This window comes from Allobrachymonas sp., assembly GCF_041912815.1.
Taxonomy (GTDB): Bacteria; Pseudomonadota; Gammaproteobacteria; order Burkholderiales; family Burkholderiaceae_C; genus Brachymonas.
On sequence record NZ_JAYRLV010000001.1, the window covers coordinates 234,219 to 254,511 of the forward strand.

16 protein-coding genes are annotated in these 20,293 nt (G+C 65.8%); 11 read left to right on the forward strand and 5 right to left on the reverse strand.

All coding sequences use genetic code 11. From position 1 onward, the window contains the following. Positions 1 to 31: 31 nt before the first annotated feature. From ACE3P9_RS01060 to ACE3P9_RS01080, 5 genes are all read right to left on the reverse strand, one after another. Positions 32 to 790, reverse strand: a complete 759-nt coding sequence (locus tag ACE3P9_RS01060; protein ID WP_374491648.1) for a 16S rRNA pseudouridine(516) synthase — start codon at positions 788 to 790, stop codon at positions 32 to 34. Positions 791 to 853: 63 nt separating this feature from the next. Beyond that, complete coding sequence (locus tag ACE3P9_RS01065; RefSeq protein WP_374491076.1) at positions 854 to 1,696, reverse strand: hypothetical protein; 843 nt, start codon at positions 1,694 to 1,696, stop codon at positions 854 to 856. A gap of 26 nt (positions 1,697 to 1,722) precedes the next feature. Continuing rightward, a complete protein-coding gene (gene parC / locus ACE3P9_RS01070; protein WP_374491078.1) occupies positions 1,723 to 4,071 on the reverse strand; it encodes a DNA topoisomerase IV subunit A in 2,349 nt (782 codons plus the stop codon). Positions 4,072 to 4,283: 212 nt separating this feature from the next. Further along, the gene (locus tag ACE3P9_RS01075; RefSeq protein ID WP_374491080.1) at positions 4,284 to 5,417 is read right to left on the reverse strand and encodes a lytic transglycosylase domain-containing protein; all 1,134 of its coding nucleotides are present in this window, start codon (positions 5,415 to 5,417) and stop codon (positions 4,284 to 4,286) included. 11 nt (positions 5,418 to 5,428) lie between these two features. Then, the gene (locus ACE3P9_RS01080; RefSeq protein ID WP_374491082.1) at positions 5,429 to 7,399 is read right to left on the reverse strand and encodes a DNA topoisomerase IV subunit B; all 1,971 of its coding nucleotides are present in this window, start codon (positions 7,397 to 7,399) and stop codon (positions 5,429 to 5,431) included. 343 nt (positions 7,400 to 7,742) lie between these two features. Between ACE3P9_RS01080 and ACE3P9_RS01085 the strand changes: the two genes are divergently transcribed. The 11 genes from ACE3P9_RS01085 to ACE3P9_RS01135 all read left to right on the forward strand — a co-directional run bounded on the left by ACE3P9_RS01085 (position 7,743) and on the right by ACE3P9_RS01135 (position 20,262). Further along, entirely contained in the window at positions 7,743 to 8,996 is a 1,254-nt protein-coding gene (locus tag ACE3P9_RS01085) for an MFS transporter (RefSeq protein ID WP_374491084.1), read from the forward strand. A gap of 11 nt (positions 8,997 to 9,007) precedes the next feature. Further along, positions 9,008 to 9,151 carry a hypothetical protein gene (locus ACE3P9_RS01090; RefSeq protein ID WP_374491086.1) on the forward strand — a complete coding sequence of 48 codons (144 nt, stop codon included), beginning with the start codon at positions 9,008 to 9,010 and terminating at the stop codon, positions 9,149 to 9,151. Between the two features lie 187 nt (positions 9,152 to 9,338). Continuing rightward, complete coding sequence (gene dapA, locus ACE3P9_RS01095; RefSeq protein WP_374491088.1) at positions 9,339 to 10,235, forward strand: 4-hydroxy-tetrahydrodipicolinate synthase; 897 nt, start codon at positions 9,339 to 9,341, stop codon at positions 10,233 to 10,235. A 78-nt stretch (positions 10,236 to 10,313) separates the two neighbouring features. After that, on the forward strand, positions 10,314 to 11,450 hold the full coding sequence (gene bamC, locus ACE3P9_RS01100) for an outer membrane protein assembly factor BamC (RefSeq protein ID WP_374491090.1): 1,137 nt from the start codon (positions 10,314 to 10,316) through the stop codon (positions 11,448 to 11,450). A gap of 179 nt (positions 11,451 to 11,629) precedes the next feature. Further along, a complete protein-coding gene (locus ACE3P9_RS01105) occupies positions 11,630 to 12,409 on the forward strand; it encodes an MBL fold metallo-hydrolase (protein ID WP_374491093.1) in 780 nt (259 codons plus the stop codon). A gap of 217 nt (positions 12,410 to 12,626) precedes the next feature. Beyond that, positions 12,627 to 14,054 (forward strand): coniferyl aldehyde dehydrogenase, encoded by a 1,428-nt coding sequence (locus ACE3P9_RS01110; RefSeq protein ID WP_374491095.1) that lies wholly within the window; start codon positions 12,627 to 12,629, stop codon positions 14,052 to 14,054. Positions 14,055 to 14,495: 441 nt separating this feature from the next. After that, positions 14,496 to 16,673, forward strand: coding sequence for a TonB-dependent receptor (locus ACE3P9_RS01115; protein ID WP_374491650.1), 2,178 nt, complete (start codon positions 14,496 to 14,498; stop codon positions 16,671 to 16,673). An 83-nt stretch (positions 16,674 to 16,756) separates the two neighbouring features. Then, a complete protein-coding gene (locus tag ACE3P9_RS01120) occupies positions 16,757 to 17,434 on the forward strand; it encodes a Fe2+-dependent dioxygenase (RefSeq protein WP_374491097.1) in 678 nt (225 codons plus the stop codon). Positions 17,435 to 17,509: 75 nt separating this feature from the next. Beyond that, complete coding sequence (locus ACE3P9_RS01125) at positions 17,510 to 18,625, forward strand: alpha-hydroxy acid oxidase (RefSeq protein WP_374491099.1); 1,116 nt, start codon at positions 17,510 to 17,512, stop codon at positions 18,623 to 18,625. 111 nt (positions 18,626 to 18,736) lie between these two features. Further along, positions 18,737 to 19,492: a TonB family protein gene (locus ACE3P9_RS01130; protein ID WP_374491102.1), complete on the forward strand. Its 756-nt coding sequence runs from the start codon at positions 18,737 to 18,739 to the stop codon at positions 19,490 to 19,492. A 56-nt stretch (positions 19,493 to 19,548) separates the two neighbouring features. Continuing rightward, positions 19,549 to 20,262 carry a MotA/TolQ/ExbB proton channel family protein gene (locus ACE3P9_RS01135; RefSeq protein WP_374491104.1) on the forward strand — a complete coding sequence of 238 codons (714 nt, stop codon included), beginning with the start codon at positions 19,549 to 19,551 and terminating at the stop codon, positions 20,260 to 20,262. Positions 20,263 to 20,293 lie beyond the last annotated feature (31 nt).

Sequence of the window (20,293 nt, forward strand, 5' to 3'; positions counted from 1 at the left end):
CGGCTCCATGGACCGATCGGCGTGACACGGTTCATGCTGCGGGTGTGGCAGCGGGAGCGGTCTGGCGTGCAGCTTCGAGTTCGGCAGGGGTCAGCCAGCGCCACTGGCCCGGCGCCAGATCGGCAGGCAGCTCCAGCGCACCGATGCGGCTGCGGTGCAGCGCTTCTACCCGGTTGCCCACCGCAGCCACCATGCGCTTGACCTGGTGATACTTGCCCTCGGTGAGGGTGAGCCGCAGGGCGTGGTCATCGGTCTGCTCGCAGGCGGCGGCGCGCACGGGCTTGGGATCGTCGTCGAGCACGACTCCGGCCAGCAGCCTCTGAATCTGGGCAGAATCGACCGGATGCCTGCAGGTGACTTCGTACACCTTGGGCACATGGCGCCGGGGAAAGGCCATCTGGTGGATGAGCTTGCCGTCATCGGTCAGCAGGAGCATGCCCGTGGTGTCCTGATCGAGACGCCCGATGGCCTGCACTCCCTGCACCGCCCCCTTCTGTGGACGCTGCCGCAAAGGAGCGGGAAGCAGCGTGTAGATGCTGGGCCAGGCCGAGGGCTTCTGCGAACATTCGGTGCCTGCAGGCTTGTGGAGGAGCACATAGGCCTGAGCGTGGTACTCCCAGGGCTGCCCCTGCACGGTGAAGCCCAGCCTCTCGCGTGCCTCGACCGCATGGAGGGCATCGGTCACGGGCTCCGGCACTCCCTCCAGCCGAACCAGCCCCTGCTGGACCAGACCGGCACACACGCGCCGGGTACCGAAGCCCTGGGAATACAGCATGTCGGCCAGCGACATCACGGGAATGCGGGAAGTGGAAACAGCCATGGTGCAAAACCAATCAAATGCAGAAATGTCCCCTCAGGGGGTACGCAGGATGGAAGGGGCTCGCTCCTGCCCAAAGGGCACGGGGGAGAAAAAAGGAAGGGAGGCCGCCGCAGGAGCGGCAGAACCGGCAGAAGCGGATTGAGGTTCAGGGATGCCAGAAGCTGCCGAAGCTCCCCCGGATGCGGGAGCCGACGCAGGATCCGATGCGGTATGTCCGGCATGTGCAGAGGGGGCCTCGCGCGTGGGATCGGTCATCCGCGTGACCGAAAAGACCTCGCGCACACGCTGGGCACACAGTCCCTTGCGCAGATCGATGGCCGCCCCCTGCTGCGTCCGCACACAGGCGAGCCGCACGAAGCGTTTGCCACGGAGCCCCTCGATCCACAGCTGCTCTGCCGCACCAGGCCCCGCGACCCGGATCACAATCAGCCGTCCGTGAGGGGTATCGACCAGAGCTGCACGCGAGGTCAGGTGCTGATCGGCCGGATCATGTCGCGGGGCAGCGGACGAACGGCCATGGCGCGACCGCCCTGTGTGCCTGCCGGATGCCTGGGCAAGAGGGGACGCCGAGGGCAATGACTGCTGAATCTGGGCCACCGTGTACTGTTCCAGACGGTCCAGAAACTCGGGCGTGAGGTCGGAGGTGCGCAGGCCCTGGGCATCCTGCGATACCACGTAGACCTGCTCGGCCACATGCCCCATGCGGGCTCCAGACCGTGCGCCTGCCTCATGCCCATGGCGCGCAGCCCAGGCAGAGGAAGCTCCCAACCCGGAAAGCAGCCCCGCTGCCATGCCTGCCACGACGAACCGACGACATGCACGCCCCATCCAGCCAGAGAGCGCCCCCTTTCGCTTCAGGGAGCGCAGGGCATGCATGGGCCGGTGCGGACTCGGTTGCAGACTCATTGCACGCGCTCGATGCGTTGTGGCCGGAAGCTCCAGTCGGCTTCCTTGCCCTTGCGTCCCCGGGTTCCGGCCGCATTGCGCAGACTGCGCAGCTCCAGCACCTCCTCGCGCGGCTTGCCACCCCTGCCTGTGCCCTGCACACGGATGGAGCGGGCATAGGCGGCTGCGCCGATGAGTGTGTCGTCGGATTCGAGGCCCATGAGCATCAGCCCGCGTCCGCCCTTGGGCTGGTGGCGCAGCTCGGAGAGCGGGAAAGTGAGCAGTCGACCGCCTGCACTGGCGCAGGCAACATCGGTGGCCGGAGCCAGAGGCGTGCTGCCATGGTCGCCATCGATCACGCTGGGAGCACAGGGCGTTTCGCCTTCGTTGCAGGTGACAAAAGCCTTGCCTGCGCGCAGACGCGATGTCATGTCGCCGATGGTGGCCCAGAAGCCATATCCCCCGCTGCCGGACAGCAGCACCTGCTGGGAGTCAGGGCCTGCCACGTAATGCAGCAGATGGGTCCCCGCTTCCAGTTCGATGAGCGTGGTCACGGGCTGCCCATCGCCACGCGCGCCCGGCAGGCTGGCCACGGGCACGCTGTACACCCGGCCATTGCTGCCCAGGGCGATCAGCGTATCGACGGTGCGGCACTCGATGGTGGTCTGCAGCCCGTCGCCCTGCTTGAAGGCAAACCCTGCCGGATCGTGCCCATGGCCCGTGCGGGCACGCACCCAGCCCTTTTCGCTGAGCACCACCGTCACCGGTTCATCGACCACCCGGACTTCGACCACGGCCCGCTTCTCGGTCTGGATGAGGGTGCGGCGCGCATCGCCGAACTGCTTGGCATCGGCCTCGATCTCCCGCACCATGAGCCGCCGCAGTGCAGCCGGGCTGTGGAGCACATCTTCGAGCCTGGCCTGTTCGCCGCGCAGGTCGGAGAGCTCCTGTTCGATGCGCAGTGCCTCCAGCCGCGCGAGCTGCCGCAGACGGATTTCGAGAATGTCCTCGGCCTGTCGCTCGGTCAGGTGGAAGCGCTCCATGAGCGCCGGCCCCGGCTCGTCGCTCTGGCGGATGATGGCGATGACCTCGTCGATGTGCAGCAGCACGGTCTGCCGCCCTTCCAGAATGTGGATGCGGTCGAGCACCTTGTCGAGCCGATGCCGGGTACGCCGCGTCACCGTGGTCCTGCGGAAATCGATCCACTCCTCGATCATGGCCCGCAGCGATTTCTGCACCGGCCGACCATCGAGCCCCACACTGGTGAGGTTGACGGGCGCCGTGGTTTCGAGGCTGGTGTGGGCCAGCAGCGCCGTGGTGAGATCCTGCTGGCTCACGGTACGGCTCTTGGGCTCAAACACCAGCCGCACGGGTGCGTCCTTGCTGGATTCGTCACGCACGCCGTCGAGCACGGCCAGCAGGCTGGCCTTGAGCTGCAGCTGTTCCTGCGACAGGGCCTTCTTGCCTGCGCGCACCTTGGGGTTAGTGAGCTCCTCGATTTCTTCCAGCACCTTCTGGGTGCTGACGCCCGGAGGGAGCTCCTGCACCACAAGTTGCCACTGGCCGCGGGCCAGATCCTCGATCTTCCAGCGGGCACGCACCTTGAGGCTGCCCCGACCGCTTCGGTAGGCTTCCGCAATCTCGGTGGCGCTGCTGATGATCTGTCCGCCTCCCGGATAGTCCGGTCCGGGCACCAGGGCCCACAGCTCCTCGTCCGACAGGGAAGGCTGCTTGATCAGCGCCACGCAGGCATCGGCCACCTCCCGCAGGTTGTGGCTGGGAATTTCGGTGGCCATGCCCACTGCAATGCCGCTCGCCCCGTTGAGCAGCACGAAGGGCAAGCGTGCGGGAAGCTGCGCTGGCTCCTCGGTACTGCCGTCGTAGTTGGGAACAAAATCAACAGTGCCTTGGCCAATTTCGTCAAGCAACAGCGTCGCGATGCGGGACAGGCGTGCCTCGGTATAGCGCATGGCCGCTGCGCCGTCGCCATCACGGCTGCCGAAGTTGCCCTGTCCATCGATGAGCGGATAGCGCTGGCTGAAGTCCTGCGCCATGCGCACGAGCGCATCGTAGGCTGCCTGATCGCCGTGGGGATGGAAACGCCCGAGCACATCCCCCACCACGCGCGCACTCTTGACCGGCTTGGCCCCTGTGGCGCCGTTCGAGCCGCCAAAGGAGAGGCCCATGCGATCCATCGCATACAGAATGCGCCGCTGCACGGGTTTCTGTCCGTCGCACACATCCGGCAGGGCCCGCCCCTTGACCACGGACAGGGCATATTCCAGATACGCACGCTGCGCATACTGGGCCAGATTCGGGTTGTCGCCGTGCTCGGCCGGCCCGGAAACCACACTCACGGTATCCATGTCAGAACTCGCTGGAAATCAGAAAAACGGCCAGTGAACCCCACCGGCCAGCTCCTGCCACCCCCAACGGGATGCAGGAAGCGAAGAAAAAACGGAAGGCAAGACAGGAGACAGCAGGCAAAAGGCCCAAGCATCGTGATGCCTCGCCATCGCGAGGGCCTCTCGGCATCAGGGGCGCCGCTCTGCTCAGTCTCTTCATGCTCTTCATGCACTCAGGGATTCGGCATGCTGCTTCCCGGTGCACTGTCGGGAGTGGCATGCGCGCTGGGCGCACCGCTTCTGACCACCACATCGGCACCAAGCTGCATCGGCACCTGCGGCATCCTGTCAGCGGCAGCCACCTGACCGGCAATCTGGTCCATGGCACTCGGTGCCTCGGTGCCGGTGGCTTCTGCCGTGAGGGAACGCTGGGCCGATTCGAGCGCAGCGGCTTCGAGCCGCATGGCCCGTGCAGAGGGGGTTTTTCCACTCCGCGCCGAGGCCAGCGTCATGTTCACACGCCCACGCCCGGCCAGCCGGCCGAGAGGAATCGGTGCCACGCTGGCCATGGGCACCCCCATGCCTTCCGCTCCGGGGCGGAAGGTCTGATACAGGGCCATGACGGTACGCACATAGTTCTGCGTTTCCGCATAACGCGGCACGGCATTGCCCGCACGCGACACGGCGCCATGCCCCGCGTTGTAGGCAGCCACCGCCAGATCGACCCGCCCATGAAAACGGTCGAGCAGCTGGCGCAGATAGCGCGCCCCTAGGCGCACGTTCAGCGCAGGATCGGTGAGCTTGTGCTCCACGCTGCCCGCTGCGTCGGCCTGTACGCCCAGATCGCGGGCCGTGGCCGGCATGATCTGCATCAGCCCCACGGCTCCGGCTCCGGACACCGCCTGCCGGTTGAAGCCCGACTCGGCTGCAATTACCGACTTGAGCAGATCCACATCCACCGCATTGCGCCGGGCCTCGCGGGCCATGTGATGGGCGACTGCCCGGTAGGCAGAGGACTGGTTGATGAGTGCGGTGAGCCGGCGTGCCTTGACTCCCGCAGCAGCATCGGCCTGCGGATTGAAGGCCAGGCCATTGCCGCTCAGGAGCGTGCTGCCGCGGACCGTGCCGCCACTGCGGGCAGCCACGCGCATGCGTCCCTCGCCCCGCCCTGCCGCCAGCGTCTTCTGGGCATCGAAGCGGAAATGCTCGCTCTTGAAATACAGCTGGTAGCGGCTGTCGACCTTGCGATCGGCAAAGTGCGACATGCCCTCGGCATCCACATACCCCCAGACATCGGCGTGCGCCGCCCAGGGCATGAGGCCCAGACCGGTCCATAGCAGCAGGGGAAAGATTCTTCGCATCGTCATGCCTCGTTGTCTCAGATGTCGAGCTCCACGGCATCGCCGTGCAGCTCCATGAGTTCGCGTCGTGCGGCCGCCTCGCCCTTGCCCATGAGCTGCATCATGCAGGCCTGGGTCCCGGTCCAGCCGAGATCACCCAGCCGCACACACATCAGGCGGCGGGTGTCGGGATTGAGGGTGGTCTCCCAGAGCTGCTCGGCGGTCATTTCGCCGAGGCCCTTGAAGCGGCTGATGCCCCACTTGCCCTCGGCCACCCCTTCCTTGCGGAGCTTGTCGAGAATGGACTGCAGCTCGACCTCGTCGAGGGCATAGTGCTTGGCTGCCGGACGCTTGCCGCGCGCCGGGGCATCCACGCGGAACAGCGGCGGACGCGATACATAGACATGCCCGGCTTCGATGAGCTTAGGGAAATGCCGGAAAAAAAGTGTCAGCAATAGTACCTGGATGTGGGAGCCATCCACATCCGCATCGCTGAGAATGCAGACCTTGCCGTACCGCAGTCCCGACAGGTCGGGCGTGTCCTCCGGGCCGTGCGGGTCCACGCCCAGCGCCACGGCGATGTCGTGGATTTCGGCATTGCGAAACAGCAGGTCGCGCTCCACCTCCCAGGTATTGAGCACCTTGCCACGCAGAGGCAGAATGGCCTGAGTCTCCTTGTCCCGCCCCATCTTGGCACTGCCGCCGGCGCTGTCCCCTTCGACCAGAAACACCTCGTTGCGGGCAATGTCGCGGCTCTCGCAATCGGTGAGCTTGCCGGGGAGCACTGCCACCCCGCTGCCCCGGCGCTTCTCGACCTTCTGGCTCGCACGCTGGCGGCTCTGAGCTGTGCGGATCACCATTTCGGCGAGCCGTCGGCCATCGTCGAGATGCTCGTTGAGCCAGAGTTCGAAGGCCGGCCGCACGAATCCTGCCACCAGCTTGAGCGCATCGCGCGAATTGAGTTTTTCCTTGATCTGACCCTGAAACTGCGGATCGAGCACCTTGGCGCTGAGCACATAGCTCGCGCGGGCAAACACATCCTCGGGCATGAGCTTGACTCCCTTGGGCAGCAGGGCGTGGAGCTCGATGAAACTCTTCATGGCCTGAAAGAGCCCCTCGCGCAGTCCACTGTCGTGGGTGCCGCCCGCCGGCGTGGGGATGAGGTTGACATAGCTTTCGCGCAGCGAGGCACCCTCTTCGGTAAAGGCCACGCACCAGGCCACGCCTTCGCCATCGGCAAACTGCTCGCTGCCCTCGGCGTACTGCTCGCCCTCGAAGGCCGGCACCACCGGATTGGCCGGCAGGCTCTGCAGCAGATAGTCCCGCAGCCCTCCCTTGTACTGCCAGTGCAGAGTCTCGCGGGTCTTTTCCTGGGTAAGCCAGACCGAAACGCCCGCCATGAGCACCGCCTTGCTGCGCAGCAGATGCACCAGTTCGCTCCAGGGCAGGGCTGCGCTTTCGAAGTAACGGGCATCGGGCCAGACTCGAACAGTGGTGCCCTGCCGGCGGTCGCCGGCGGCGGCCTCACGCAGCGTCAGGGGCTCGGCGACCTCTCCCCCCGCGAACACCAGATGGGCCACCTGGCCCTCCCGGAAGCTGGTCACCTCCATGCGGGTCGACAGGGCATTGGTCACACTCACCCCGACCCCGTGCAACCCCCCGCTGAAGCTGTAGGCCCCGCCCTTGCCCTTGTCGAACTTGCCGCCCGCGTGCAGCCGGGTAAAGACCAGCTCCAGCACCGGCGCATGTTCCTCGGGATGCATGCCGAAAGGAATACCGCGCCCGTCGTCCTCCACGGTCACCGAGCCATCCTCGTGCAGCGTGACCTTGATCTTGCGGCCAAAGCCGGCCAGCGCCTCGTCTGCTGCGTTGTCGATCACCTCCTGCACGATGTGCAGGGGGGTGTCGGTGCGCGTGTACATGCCGGGACGCTGGCGCACGGGCTCCAGTCCCTTGAGGACCCGGATGGAACTTTCGGAATAAGCAGTGTCGGATTTCTTGGTGGCCATGGAATGAATTCTAAGGGGCGGCCCTGGGAGGCTGCCGCAACGGCGCCTGCGCGCTCGCCATGCGTCCACCCCTTGCGGCAGGCGAAGAGGGCGGATGGATACTGTACATTTTTACAGTCATTCTGCCAAGTCGCTTCAACGTCCCCCACAAGCCCCTCGATGCGCAGCCGAGATGCGCGCCTCACAAGCCGGCATGGCAGTCCAGCCGGTCACGGATGATGGCCGCGCCTTCCTCGCGGTATGCTCTGCCTTGGCTGCAGGAGTTTCTGCATCCTTCCGTTTTTTCCTTTCCTGTGCCGGCGGCCCACGATCCGATGGGGGCACAGGCCATCTGCCCCTGCTTATGACCTCGCCGACTCCTCTTGTCTCAGCCTCTCCCTCGCCTCGCCCTGCCCTGCCGCTGGTGCAGCTGCTGGCCTGCAGCGCCCTCATCGTGACACTGTCGATGGGCATCCGGCACGGTTTCGGCCTGTGGCTCCAGCCCATGACCCAGGCGCACGGCTGGACGCGCGCAGACTTTTCGCTCGCCCTGGCCATCCAGAACATCTCCTGGGGCGTGACGGGCATCTTCGCCGGCATGCTGGCGGACCGTTTCGGCGCCTTCCGCGTGCTTGCAGGGGGCGCTGTGCTGTATGCCGCCGGCCTGGCAGGCATGGCATGGTCGGACACTCCCGCCATGCTGTCTCTCACAGCCGGTGTGCTGCTCGGCACGGCGCAGTCGGCCACCACCTATGCGGTGGTCTATGGCGTGATTGGCCGCAACGTCACGGCCGAAACCCGCTCCTGGGCCATGGGCATCACGGCAGCGGCAGGCTCCTTCGGGCAGTTTCTCATGGTCCCCGTCGAAGGCTGGATGATCGACCGGCTCGGCTGGCAGGCCTCCCTCTTCTGGCTCGGCGCGGCCGCGCTGCTGATGGCTCCACTTGCTCTGGGCCTGCACGAGCCACGGCTGCGTTCCGGAGCAGTCGCTGCACGCGCGCAGACCGCCGGCCAGGCACTGGCCGAGGCCTTCCGCACGCCAGGCTTCCTGCTGCTCATGGCGGGATACTTTGTGTGTGGCTTCCAGGTCGTGTTCATTGGGGTGCACATGCCCAGCTACCTGCGTGACCACGGGCTGCCGCCCCAGGTGGCGAGCTATGCGCTCGCCCTGATCGGCCTGTTCAACGTGTTCGGCACCTATCTCTCCGGCTCGCTGGGCCAGCGCATGGCCAAGCGGCATATCCTCGCGTGCATCTATTTCTCGCGGGCGGTGGCGATCACCATCTTCCTGCTGGTGCCGCTGTCGGCGGCCAGCGTATACGTGTTCGCGGCCGTGATCGGGTTTCTGTGGCTGTCGACCGTTCCGCCCACCAACGCGCTGGTGGCCCAGATCTTCGGGGTGGAGCATCTGTCCATGCTGGGAGGCATGGCTTTCTTCAGCCACCAGATCGGTTCCTTTCTGGGCGTATGGCTGGGAGGCGAACTCTACGACCGCACCGGCAGCTACCAGATCGTGTGGCTGATCTCCATTGCGCTCGGTGTGCTGGCCGCACTGGTGAACCTGCCCATCCGGGAGGCTCCGCTCGTGCGCGCGCCCCGCGTGCAGCCCTCAGCCTGAGGCGTGCCGTCATGTCCCGATGGACCCGCCTGGCCCTGCGCCTGCTTGCCGTGGGAGTGCTTCTGGCCGTGTTCATGCTTTATCTGAGGCCTGATTTCATGGTCACCATGAGCGACTTCGTGTGGAGCTGCACCGTTCTTCCCAACAGCCGATAACTGCAAACGGAGGCCGGAAACGAGCCGTAACCGATCGGCCTCTGCCGCCGCGGTTTTTCCTCTGGGACTGTGGCACCATGCTGGATACAATGATAGTTTTGCGCCGGATGCTCGCAGCGGCGGGAACCATTCGCGATGGTGCCGATCCAGAGCAGGACGCACGGATCCACTCACAGGAATTTTCTTCATGCAACCGATCACAGGCAGCATTGTTGCGCTGATTACCCCCTTCCATGCCGACGGCAGTGTCGATTACGACACGCTGCGCAAGCTGGTGGACTGGCATGTGGAACAGGGCACCGACTGCATCAGCGTGGTGGGCACCACAGGCGAATCGCCCACGGTCAATGTCGACGAGCATGTCGAGATCATCCGCGTGGCTGTCGAGCAGGTGCGCCAGCATCCCGACCGTCACGTGCCCATCATGGCCGGCTGCGGTGCCAACTCCACCTCCGAGGCCATCGAGCTCGCCCGCCGCGCGCAGGCCGTGGGAGCCGACTGCCAGCTGCAGGTCGTGCCCTACTACAACAAGCCCACCCAGGAAGGCCAGTTCCAGCATTTCAAGGCCATTGCCGAGGCCGTCGGCGATCTGCCCATGATCCTCTACAACGTGCCCGGCCGCACCATGGCCAACATGGAGCACGACACCGTGCTGCGCCTGGCCGAGATCCCCGGCGTGGTCGGTGTCAAGGAAGCCACGGGCGACATCGGCCGTGCGCAATGGCTCATCCGCGATGTGCCCGAAGGCTTTGCCGTGTATTCCGGAGACGATCCCACCGCCGTCGCCCTGATGCTCTGCGGCGGACAGGGCAACATCAGCGTCACTGCCAACCTGGCACCCAGGCTCATGCACGAGCTGTGTGCTGCCGCCATTGCCGGCGACCGCGACACCGCCATGCGCATCCAGTTCCAGCTCATGCCCCTGCACAAGCACCTGTTCATCGAGGCCAATCCGATCCCCGTGAAGTGGGCAGCTGCCCGCCTGGGTCTGTGCGGCCCCGAACTGCGCCTGCCCATGACCCAGCTGACTCTGGCGCATCAGCCCATCGTCGAAGCCGCGCTCAAGGCTTCCGGCCTGCTCTGATCCGCCCTCTTCTCTTCTTTCCGACTGCCATTCCCGTTGCGTCCGATCTCTACTGGCATAACCAAGGAACCTCCCGACGTGAAAACCCTGTTCAAACTGTCCGTGCTGGGTACGGCCCTCGCGCTCGCCGCGTGCTCCACCACCACGACCACTGAAGTGGACTACAAGTCCGCGCAGCGCGGCAATGCACTCGAAGTGCCGCCCGACCTGACCAAGCTCTCCAGCGACGGACACTTCAGCATCCCCGGCGAAGCCACTTCGGCTGCGGCCTACCAGAAGGACCAGACCGCCGGGCAGGCCCAGCCTGAAACGGCCGTCAATGCCGTGGGCGACGTGCAGATCAAGCGCGACGGCAACCAGCGCTGGCTCTCCGTCAACCGGCCTCCCGCCCAGATCTGGAACGCGGTACGCACCTTCTGGGAAAACAACGGCTTCGTGCTGACCACCGACAACCAGCGGCTGGGCATCATGGAAACCGACTGGGCCGAAAACCGTGCCAAGCTGCCCCAGGACATCATCCGTTCCACGCTCGGCAAGATGTTCGATGCGCTCTACTCCACTGGTGAGCTCGACCGCTTCCGGACGCGGCTCGAACGCAATGCCCAGGGCGGCACGGACATCTTCATCAGCCACCGTGGCATGGAAGAGGTCTACAGCACCAACGACAAGTCGGCCACCCGCTGGCAGCCGCGCCCGGTCAACCCCGAGCTGGAAGACGAATTCCTGCGCCGCCTGATGGTCGCGCTCGGCGTGTCCAAGGAGCGTGCAGCTGCCATGGTCCAGGCCAATCCGCATGTCCCTGCCAAGGCGGCGACAGCCCCGTCGGCCTCCCCTGCTGCAGCAGCGGCCGCGGCCAGCGGTGTCGCCATCGAAGGCGATGCACTGGTGCTGTCGGAAGACTTCGAACGCGCCTGGCGCCGTGTCGGCCTCTCGCTCGACCGTACCGGATTCAGCGTGGAAGGCCGTGACCAGAAGGCAGGTGTCTACGATGTCCGCTACGTGCCGCTGGTGGCACCCGACGCCAAGAAGCCCGGCGTCCTGACCCGCCTGTTCAAGAAGGCGCCCGAAACCCAGTCCGTGCATTACCAGGTCCGCGTACAGCCCCAGGGGGGCCGCGTCATGGTGCGTGTCTACGATGCCCAGGGCAATGCGGCTCCTGCGCGCGACGGCAACCACATCCTGCAGGTGCTGGCTGACGATCTGCGCCAGATGTAAGCCTCTGTTGCCGCTGCCCGCCTGACGGGCTGGGATCCCGCACAGCCTCCTGGCATGTCTCCGCACACGGAGACGCAGGAGGCTGTGGCGCTTCAGGCCCCTGATTCCAGACGTCAGAGGGGGAGCAGCAGCACCTCCTGTGCTTTGTTTTCATTTTTCGTTTCGGCTTTTCTTTTCCCGTGTCCATCCGATTCAAGAGCCTCGGCAGCGGCAGTGCCGGCAATGCCACTCTGGTGGAAGCCCGCGAGGGCCTGCGCACCAGCCATCTGCTCATCGATTGCGGCATGTCGCAGCGCAAGCTCACGCTGCGCCTGCAGCAGGCCGGCGTGGAGCCCGGACAGATCGACGCCCTGTTCATCACCCATGAGCACAGCGACCACATTGGCTGCGGCGTAGCCTTTGCCCAGCGCCACGGCATTCCCCTGTGGATGAGCCGGGGCACCCATGTGGGCATCGGGCAGCCTGAACTCGGAGAGCTGCTGCACATGGCGCGCGATGGCTCCCCTCTGTGCGTGGGAGCACTGGAGTGCACTCCCTTCACCGTGCCGCATGACGCACGCGAGCCGCTCCAGCTGCGCTGCACCGACGGGGACCGTCTGCTCGGCATCGTGACGGATCTGGGCCATGCCAGCGCGCATGTGGTGGAGATGCTGCAGGGATGCGATGCATTGCTGATCGAAGCCAATCACGACCCCGATCTGCTGGCAGCCTCCCGCTACCCGCCTTTTCTCAAGGCACGGGTGTCTGGCGACTTCGGGCACCTGAGCAACGCCGCCTCGGCCGGACTGGCGCGCCTGCTGCAGCACGCCAGGCTGGGCCAGGTGCTCGCCGGCCACCTGAGCGAACGCAACAACCGCCCTGATCTGGCCTCCGCCGCACTGGCCGAGGCCCTCGGGCGCACAGTCGACGACATCATGCTGGCCGATGCCGCACACGGCAGCGACTGGCTGTCCGTCTGACGCACTGCCGCACTGCTTCGCTGCAAAACGATTCAGGCCAGCGCCCCCACTGCGGTGCCCTACCGCTCTTCCTGAGGCAGGCCGCCTCTGCATGGCAGAACCCGCCCACACCTTGTCACAGCTCGAATCGTTTCGGGCATGACGCGATGCGTGGCCGACGCTTACACTTGAAAAATCCCTTCGCGTCCATCGCCCCTTTTCCGCCCTGTCACCCGACATGCAAGAGTCCCCTGCCCTCCCCCACAGCCATTTCGAATATCTGCAGCTGCTGCTCGCACAGCAGCAGGAGGCGCACCACGCACGTCCGTACCCTGATCTGGCAGCACGACTCGACCTGCTCGACCGCCTGCAGCGCATGCTGGATCAGCACTCCGATGTGTTCATCCAGACCATTTCCGATGACTTCGGCTACCGCAGTGCACAGGAAACGCGCATGGCCGAGTTGCTGGTCGTGCAGCTGGAAATCCGGCATACCCGCCGCAAGCTGGCACGCTGGATGAAGCCCCGCCGCATGCCCACAGCCCTGAGTTACTGGCCTGCCAGCAACCACCTCATGCGCCAGCCCCTGGGGGTGGTGGGTGTGGTGTCGCCCTGGAACTATCCCCTGCAGCTGGCGCTGTCGCCCGCGCTGGCCGCGCTGGCCGCAGGCAACCGGGTGATGATCAAGCCGTCCGAGCTGACCCCCCGGTTTTCCGAGGCCCTGCAGCAGGCCGTGGCCAAGTTCTTTGCCACGAGCGAGCTGGTGGTGGTGCCGGGAGATGCCGAGATCGGCAAGGCCTTCACGCAGCTGCCCTTTGACCATCTGCTGTTCACCGGCTCCACCGCCGTGGGGCGTGTCGTGGCCGAGGCGGCCGCCTCCCACCTCACGCCCGTGACGCTGGAGCTGGGAGGGAAGTCCCCGGCCATCATCGATACCACGGCCGACATGGCCCATGCCGCGCACCGCATCGCCGTGGGCAAGCTGCTCAATGCCGGACAGACCTGCGTGGCGCCCGACTACGTGCTGGTACACCGCAGCCAGCACGAGGCCTTTGTCGAGGCCTACACGGCGGCAGTGCACGCGCTCTATCCCACGCTGGGAGACAATCCCGACTACACCAGCATCATCAGCGCCCGCCATTTCACCCGCCTGGTCGATCTGCTGCAGGATGCCCACGATCGGGGTGCGAGGGTGGTGCCCATTGGCGAGACCGACAGCGGCATGCGCAAGCTCGCCCCCTGTCTGGTGCTGAACGCTCAGCCAGAGATGCGCGTGATGCAGGAAGAGATCTTCGGCCCCATTCTCCCTGTGCTCATCTACGACAACGTGGACCAGGCCATTGACCGCGTGCGTCAGGGCGACCACCCGCTGGCCCTGTACTGGTTCGGGCAGGATCGCACGACCCAGGACAAGATCCTGGAATCCACCCTGGCCGGAGGGGTGACGATCAACGATTGCCTCTACCACCTCACCCAGGAGTCGCAGCCCTTCGGCGGCGTGGGGGCAAGCGGCATGGGCGCCTACCACGGAGAGTGGGGATTCCGCGCCTTCAGCAAGGAAAAGCCCGTGTTCACCCAATCGCGCTGGAGCGGCACGCGCTGGCTCACGCCGCCCTACGGCACACGGTTCGAGCGGCTCATGCAGTGGCTGCGCCGCTGGGGATAGTTCGGCTTTTGCCCACGTCTTCCGCGTTGCTTCTGCGAAGAATGTGCTTCCGCTCCATGCCCCACGCAGGAAAAGGTGTGCTGCACGCACCACACAAATGAGAATGATTTTTATTCATACCCTATAATGGCCTGCAAGGCGGTGTCGATTTCAGATCGCATCGTCCCTTGCACAGCCAGCCACACTGCCGCAAGCATCGGGATGCATCTGCCGCACGGCAGACGTTCCCGGCAGGATGCCCATGGACAGACATAGCCAGCGATTTCTCCGCCATTGCCTTGTTCTGATTCCATGACTTTTTCTGCCCGTTCCCGCCGCACATCCCGCTCCTCTGCCGTCGTCCCCCCTGCTGCTGCTCCGTCGACCCTTTCTCTGTCTGCCGGGAGGAGTGCCTCCTCCGCTTGCGGTGCAGCAGCTGGCGGCAGCACCGGGCTGCCCGTGATGCCCCTCGGTGCCGCTTTGCTGCTGGGAACTCTGGGCACGGCCGCATGGGCCCAGGATGTACGAACCGAATCGGTCGACGGCACCCTGCCCACGGTCGAAGTGCGCGAGAAGGCCCCCGAACCCGAGGGCAAGGACACCATCCATGCCACCACCGCACGCATCGGCAAGGGCAAGCAGGCCCTCAAGGACATTCCGCAATCGGTGACCGTGGTGACCGAAAAGCTGATGGACGACCGCCGCATCGCCACGGTCAAGGAAGCGCTTCAGGAAACGGCTGGCGTCACCTTCCAGGCCGGCGAAACGGGCGAAGAGGACATCCGCCTGCGGGGGTTCTCCCTGGCTGCCAGCGGAGACCTGTTTCTGGACGGCATGCGCGATCCCGCCTTCTACGACCGCGACACCTTCAATCTCGACCAGGTGGAGGTTCTGCGCGGCTCGGCCTCCATGCTGTTCGGCCGCGGCTCCACTGGCGGTGCGGTCAACCAGGTGAGCAAGACCCCGCGTCCGCTCGACGACTACGAGGTGTCGGCCACGGTGGGCAATGGACAGCGCCTGCGTCTCACCGGCGACTTCAACATCCAGACAGGCGATACCCAGGCCCTGCGCATCAATGCCCTTTCCGACCATGCGGCAAGCAATGGCATCGGCGCCCGCGAGGAGCGCAAGGGTCTGGCCGCCTCCTATGCCTGGGGTATCGGCATGCGCGATGAATTTCTGGTGAGCCTCTACCACCTCGACAACCAGAACGGCATCAATTACGGCGTGCCCTACCTCACGCCGGCGGGGGCTGCCTCCTCCTCGTCCGAGCGGCAGCTGCTCCCGGTCTCGCCGGATGCCAACTATGCCATGGCAAGCGACTACAACCACAGTCGCGCGACGCTGGCAGGACTGTCGCATACCCACCGATTCGACACGGGCGGAGAGATCGTCACCCGCCTGCGGGCCGGCCGTTTCTCGCGCGATGTACGGGCCAGTGCGATGCGGCTCGCCAGCGGAGTGACCGACGCCACGCTTTCGGCCGACACGGTGCTGACCCGTTCGCCCAAGTACAAGATCCAGGACGTGGACACCCTGCAGCTCCAGAGCGACTACACCGGCCAGTTCCAGTGGGGCGGACTGGAGCATACGATCACGGCCGGTGTGGACTTTTCGCGCGAAACCAAGGACAGCTACACCCCCACCAGCACAGGCACCAAGCCCTCCACCACGGTCGGCAGTCCCGACGATGGCGCATGGGTCGATGAAGCCGCACGCACGCTGTATCGCTCCGGACACTACCGTTCGACAGGGCTGGGAGCCTATGTGCAGGATGTGGTGCAGATCGCACCGGCCTGGAAAGTGGTGGGGGGCCTGCGCTACGACTGGCTGCACGGTGACTACGACACCTACAGCCTGTCCGGTGCCACGAGCTCGTACCGCATGAAGGTGTCCGAGTGGAGCCAGCGCGCCGGGCTGCTCTACCAGCCCACCGCCAACCAGACCTACTATCTGTCGTATGGCACGTCCTTCAACACCTCGGGCGATGCCTATTCGCTGAGCGCCTCCACCGCTTCCGTCCCGCCCGAGAAAAGCCGCAACATCGAGCTCGGAGCCAAGTTCGAATCCACCGACCGCCAGCTCGGCGGCCGGATCGCCCTGTTCCACTCCACCAAATACAACGAGCGCAACACCGACCCCGACCTTCCCGTGGCCAACCTGAGCGGCCAGCGCCATGCAGCCGGACTGGAAATCGACCTCAGCGGCCGCATCACGCCCCAGTGGGAGGTCTATGGCTCCTACATGTATCTGCCTGTCGCCAAGGTGGACAAGGCTGCTGCCTGCCCGGCCACGGGTTCCTGCAGCCAGAACCAGCCCGGCGAGCGCGTAGGGGAGCGCCCGGGGCTGACGCCCCGCCACAGCGGCACGGTATGGACCACCTACCAGGTCCACCCCCAGTGGCGCGTGGGAGCCGGGGTGAACTTCCGCAGCTCGCAGACCCCGGTGCTGAGCAGCATCCGGGTACCGGGCTATGCCACCTATGACCTGATGGCCGAATACCGGCACAACAGCCATCTCAGCTTCCGCGCCAACCTGCTCAATGCCACCAACAAGCTGTATGCGGCGGAGCTCTACCGCGGGCACTACATCGCCGGTGCCGGCCGCACCTACAGCCTGACCGCCACCTACCGGTTCTGAACGCGCGGGCCGGGGCCCCCAAGGCCCCGGCCAGTCAAGCGCACAGATCGCTGCATTTTTCTGCCTCCAGGCACACGCACGCCATGATCCTGACACTCGACGCCCTGCTCTCTCCTGCCCAGCTTGCCATCATCCAGACGCACCTGCGGGATGCCTCGTGGGATGCTGGCAGCCACACGGCAGGGTCCCTGGCCCGCACCGTCAAGCACAACAGCCAGCTGCCGGCCGACAGTGCTGCCCTGCAGCACATCCGGCAGCAGGTGGCCGACGCCCTGCAGAGACACCCGGTTTTTCTGGGTGCCGTGCTGCCCCGTCGGGTGTTTCCCCCGCGGGTGAATCGACATGGCGTGGGCGACCACTACGGCCCTCACTACGACAACGCCGTGCTCCAGGGCCCGCAGGGTGTGCGGGTACGCTCCGACGTGTCCTGCACCCTCTTTCTCAACGAGCCGGACACCTACGACGGTGGCGAACTGCAGATTGCCGACACCTTCGGCGAGCACCGCATCAAGCTGCCCGCCGGCAGCGCAGTGCTCTACCCTTCCAGCAGCCTGCATCAGGTGCTGCCGGTCACACGGGGCGAACGGCTGGCCTGCTTTTTCTGGATCGAGAGCATGGTGAGAGACGATGCCCGGCGCCGTCTGCTGCATGAATTCGACCTGGCGCTCACCCGGCTGCGCAGCCAGCATGGCGACAGCGCCGATACCACCCAGCTCACCGGCACCTACCACAACCTGCTGCGCATGTGGGCAGAGACATAGGCGATTCTTGCTCTGTTTTCACTTGCTCCTGGCTGCCCATGGCTGCCCCTGTCATCTCCCATCTCCGCCTGCGCCGTGCATATCTCCTGGAATCCTCCCTCCATCTCTCCTCTTCCCCCCGGCATCATCACCCTGGACGACCACGAGCGCCATGCCGAGCACATGCTGGGCGCCGCTGCACATGCCTATTTTGCGGGCACTGCGGCAGATGGCCTGACCCATGCCGCCAACCGCCAGGGCTGGCGCAGCCTGACGCTGCGGCCGCGCGTGCTGCAGTCGCTGACGGGCGGGCACACCCGTACCCTGCTGCAGTGCGCCACCCTGCACGCCCCGCTGCTGCTGGCTCCGGTGGCCCATCAGCAGCTTGCCCACCCCGACGGCGAACTGGCAAGTGCCTGCGCGGCAGCCGCCATGGGCGTCGGCATGGTCGTGAGCACCCTCTCCAGCATCCCCATCGAACCCCTGGCCGCCTGCCTGCACGACTCCGGCGGCCTGCCCCCATGGTTCCAGCTGTATGCACAGCCCCATCGCGACGACACCCTGGCACTCATCCACCGCGCCGAACAGGCAGGATGTGCAGCCCTCGTGCTCACGGTGGATGCCCCGGTCCAGGGGGTGCGCGATGCAGAACGCCGAACCGGATTCGTACTCCCTCCCCAGAAGCAACCACCCCATCTGGCCGATCTGCCCAACCGTCCCTGGCCCGCTTCGCATGCCGAGGCCGGGCTGTGCCAGGGCGTGACCGCCCATGCCCCGACCTGGGCCGATGTGGAATGGCTGCAGAAACAGACCTCCCTGCCCCTGTGGCTCAAGGGCGTCACCCACCCCCAAGACGCCTGCCGCGCCCAGGATCTCGGCATACACGGCCTCATCGTGAGCAACCATGGCGGCCGCACTCTCGACACCATGCCTTCCACCTCCCGCCTGCTGCCGCAGGTCCGGGCCGCCGTCGGAGCGGACTTCCCGCTGCTGGTCGATGGCGGCATCCGCCGTGGCACCGATGTGTTCAAGGCGCTGGCGCTGGGAGCAAATGCCGTGCTCATCGGGCGTCCCCAGGTGTTCGCTCTTGCCAATGCCGGAGCGCGCGGCGTGGCCCACATGCTGCGCACCCTGCGTGACGAGCTCGAAGCCTGCATGGCCCTGTGCGGCTGTGCCACTGTCGATGCCATCGGTCCGGAACACCTGGAATAGGCTTGAACCCCTCTTCTCTTAATTGATATTGATTCTCATTTATAATTTACACATCGCTCCCGGATACATCTTCCACCGCTCCGTGCTTCTGGCCTTGCTCCCCTTTCTATCATGTCCGATCGTCGTTATCTGTTCATTGCACCCGCAGTCGTGCTGATCCATGGGAGCCTGCTGTGGATCGCATCCCCTGCATCCCTGCCGCAGTGCCCCCAGCCCCTGCCCACCTCGGACCTGCTTCAGGCACGCTGGATCGAACGCAGCCCCGTCGCCATGCAGGCAGCCACACCCGCACGCTCCTCCGAGCCGCCAGCTCCACGCCCACAGACTGCTGCCCCCACCCGGACGTCGACTCCATCCCCGCAGCGCCCCTCTGTGTCCAGGCCCACCGCGGTGCCCAGGGCCTCTGCCCGCACGCCGGAACGCGCACACGTCACAGCGCCCGCAGAAGGCCCCACATCCCGCACCCAGGACTCTGCTCCCGCGCATGCGTCCCGCGCTTCAGCCACGGATGCGACCCACACGCATACGCAGACAGAAGGAGCACGGCAAGGAGCCGCACAGAGCGCAGATTCCACGACGCCCTCGCTGGAACTTCCTTCCAGCCAGGCCAGTTATCTGCGCAACCCACGTCCGCCCTACCCCCTCGCCAGCAAGCGCCTGCGCGAATCCGGCACCGTGGTGCTGCGCGTACGGGTAGGAGCCGACGGCACCGCCCAGCAGGTGCGCATACAGCGCTCCAGCGGCTATCCCGCACTCGATGAATCCGCACAGGACACCGTGCAGCGCTGGCGCTTCGTGCCCGGCAAGCGCCATGGCGTAGCCACCGCCATGGACTATGACGTCCCCATCGCCTTCCGCCTCGACTGATGTCAGCCCGGCGGGCCGCTTCTTCCCTCTCTTCTTTCTGTTCCCAGACCCTTCCCATGACCACCCCAGCCTCCTCTTCCACCCCGTCCCTTGCCGCCAGCTCCTTCGATCTGACCCACTTCTGGCTGCAGGCCGATGCCATCACCCGGGGCGTCGCGCTCGTCCTGCTGCTCATGTCGCTGCTGACCTGGATCATCATGGTCGGCAAGGCCTGGGAAGCCTGGCGCTGTCATCGCCTGGCACGCAGGACCGAACAGTTCTGGCACAGTCCCGACATGGCCGCCGGCATGCAGCTGCTCGGAGAATCCGAAACCCCCTTCCGTGCCCTGGCTCAGGCAGGGCTGGACGCACGCGCCCACCACCGCCTGCAGGCCGAATCCACCGAACTGCACGACACCCTGCCCGTAAGTGACTGGATCAGCCTGTGTCTGCGCCACAGCATGGACAGTCTCGTGGCACGGCTGCAGGCCGGGCTCTCGGTGCTCGCCTCCATCGGCTCCACGGCGCCCTTCATCGGCCTGTTCGGGACAGTCTGGGGCATCTACCACGCCCTCATGGGCCTCGGCGGCAGCGGCGCCGTCAGCATCGACCGCGTTGCCGGCCCCATCGGTGAAGCTCTCGTCATGACGGCTCTGGGCCTCGCCGTCGCCATTCCCGCCGTCCTCGGCTACAACACCCTGGTTCGCGCCAACAAGCACGTCAGTTCCAGCCTGGCCCGCTTCTCGCACGACCTGCATGCCTGCCTCGTCACGGGCGCCCGCGTGGCCTGACCGCCGCACGCATGCCTCTCGCCTTTCCTCT

What these genes read in the sequence shown, in the direction of transcription:
- ACE3P9_RS01085 (WP_374491084.1), top strand. Translation starts at nt 7,743, where the DNA reads ATGACCTCGCCGACTCCTCTTGTCTCAGCCTCTCCCTCGCCTCGCCCT.
- ACE3P9_RS01130 (WP_374491102.1), top strand. Translation starts at nt 18,737, where the DNA reads ATGTCCGATCGTCGTTATCTGTTCATTGCACCCGCAGTCGTGCTGATC.
- parC (WP_374491078.1), bottom strand. Translation starts at nt 4,071, where the DNA reads ATGGATACCGTGAGTGTGGTTTCCGGGCCGGCCGAGCACGGCGACAAC.
- ACE3P9_RS01060 (WP_374491648.1), bottom strand. Translation starts at nt 790, where the DNA reads ATGTCGCTGGCCGACATGCTGTATTCCCAGGGCTTCGGTACCCGGCGC.
- dapA (WP_374491088.1), top strand. Translation starts at nt 9,339, where the DNA reads ATGCAACCGATCACAGGCAGCATTGTTGCGCTGATTACCCCCTTCCAT.
- ACE3P9_RS01110 (WP_374491095.1), top strand. Translation starts at nt 12,627, where the DNA reads ATGCAAGAGTCCCCTGCCCTCCCCCACAGCCATTTCGAATATCTGCAG.
- ACE3P9_RS01115 (WP_374491650.1), top strand. Translation starts at nt 14,496, where the DNA reads ATGCCCCTCGGTGCCGCTTTGCTGCTGGGAACTCTGGGCACGGCCGCA.
- ACE3P9_RS01080 (WP_374491082.1), bottom strand. Translation starts at nt 7,399, where the DNA reads ATGGCCACCAAGAAATCCGACACTGCTTATTCCGAAAGTTCCATCCGG.
- ACE3P9_RS01065 (WP_374491076.1), bottom strand. Translation starts at nt 1,696, where the DNA reads ATGCATGCCCTGCGCTCCCTGAAGCGAAAGGGGGCGCTCTCTGGCTGG.
- ACE3P9_RS01090 (WP_374491086.1), top strand. Translation starts at nt 9,008, where the DNA reads ATGTCCCGATGGACCCGCCTGGCCCTGCGCCTGCTTGCCGTGGGAGTG.
- ACE3P9_RS01075 (WP_374491080.1), bottom strand. Translation starts at nt 5,417, where the DNA reads ATGACGATGCGAAGAATCTTTCCCCTGCTGCTATGGACCGGTCTGGGC.
- ACE3P9_RS01120 (WP_374491097.1), top strand. Translation starts at nt 16,757, where the DNA reads ATGATCCTGACACTCGACGCCCTGCTCTCTCCTGCCCAGCTTGCCATC.
- ACE3P9_RS01135 (WP_374491104.1), top strand. Translation starts at nt 19,549, where the DNA reads ATGACCACCCCAGCCTCCTCTTCCACCCCGTCCCTTGCCGCCAGCTCC.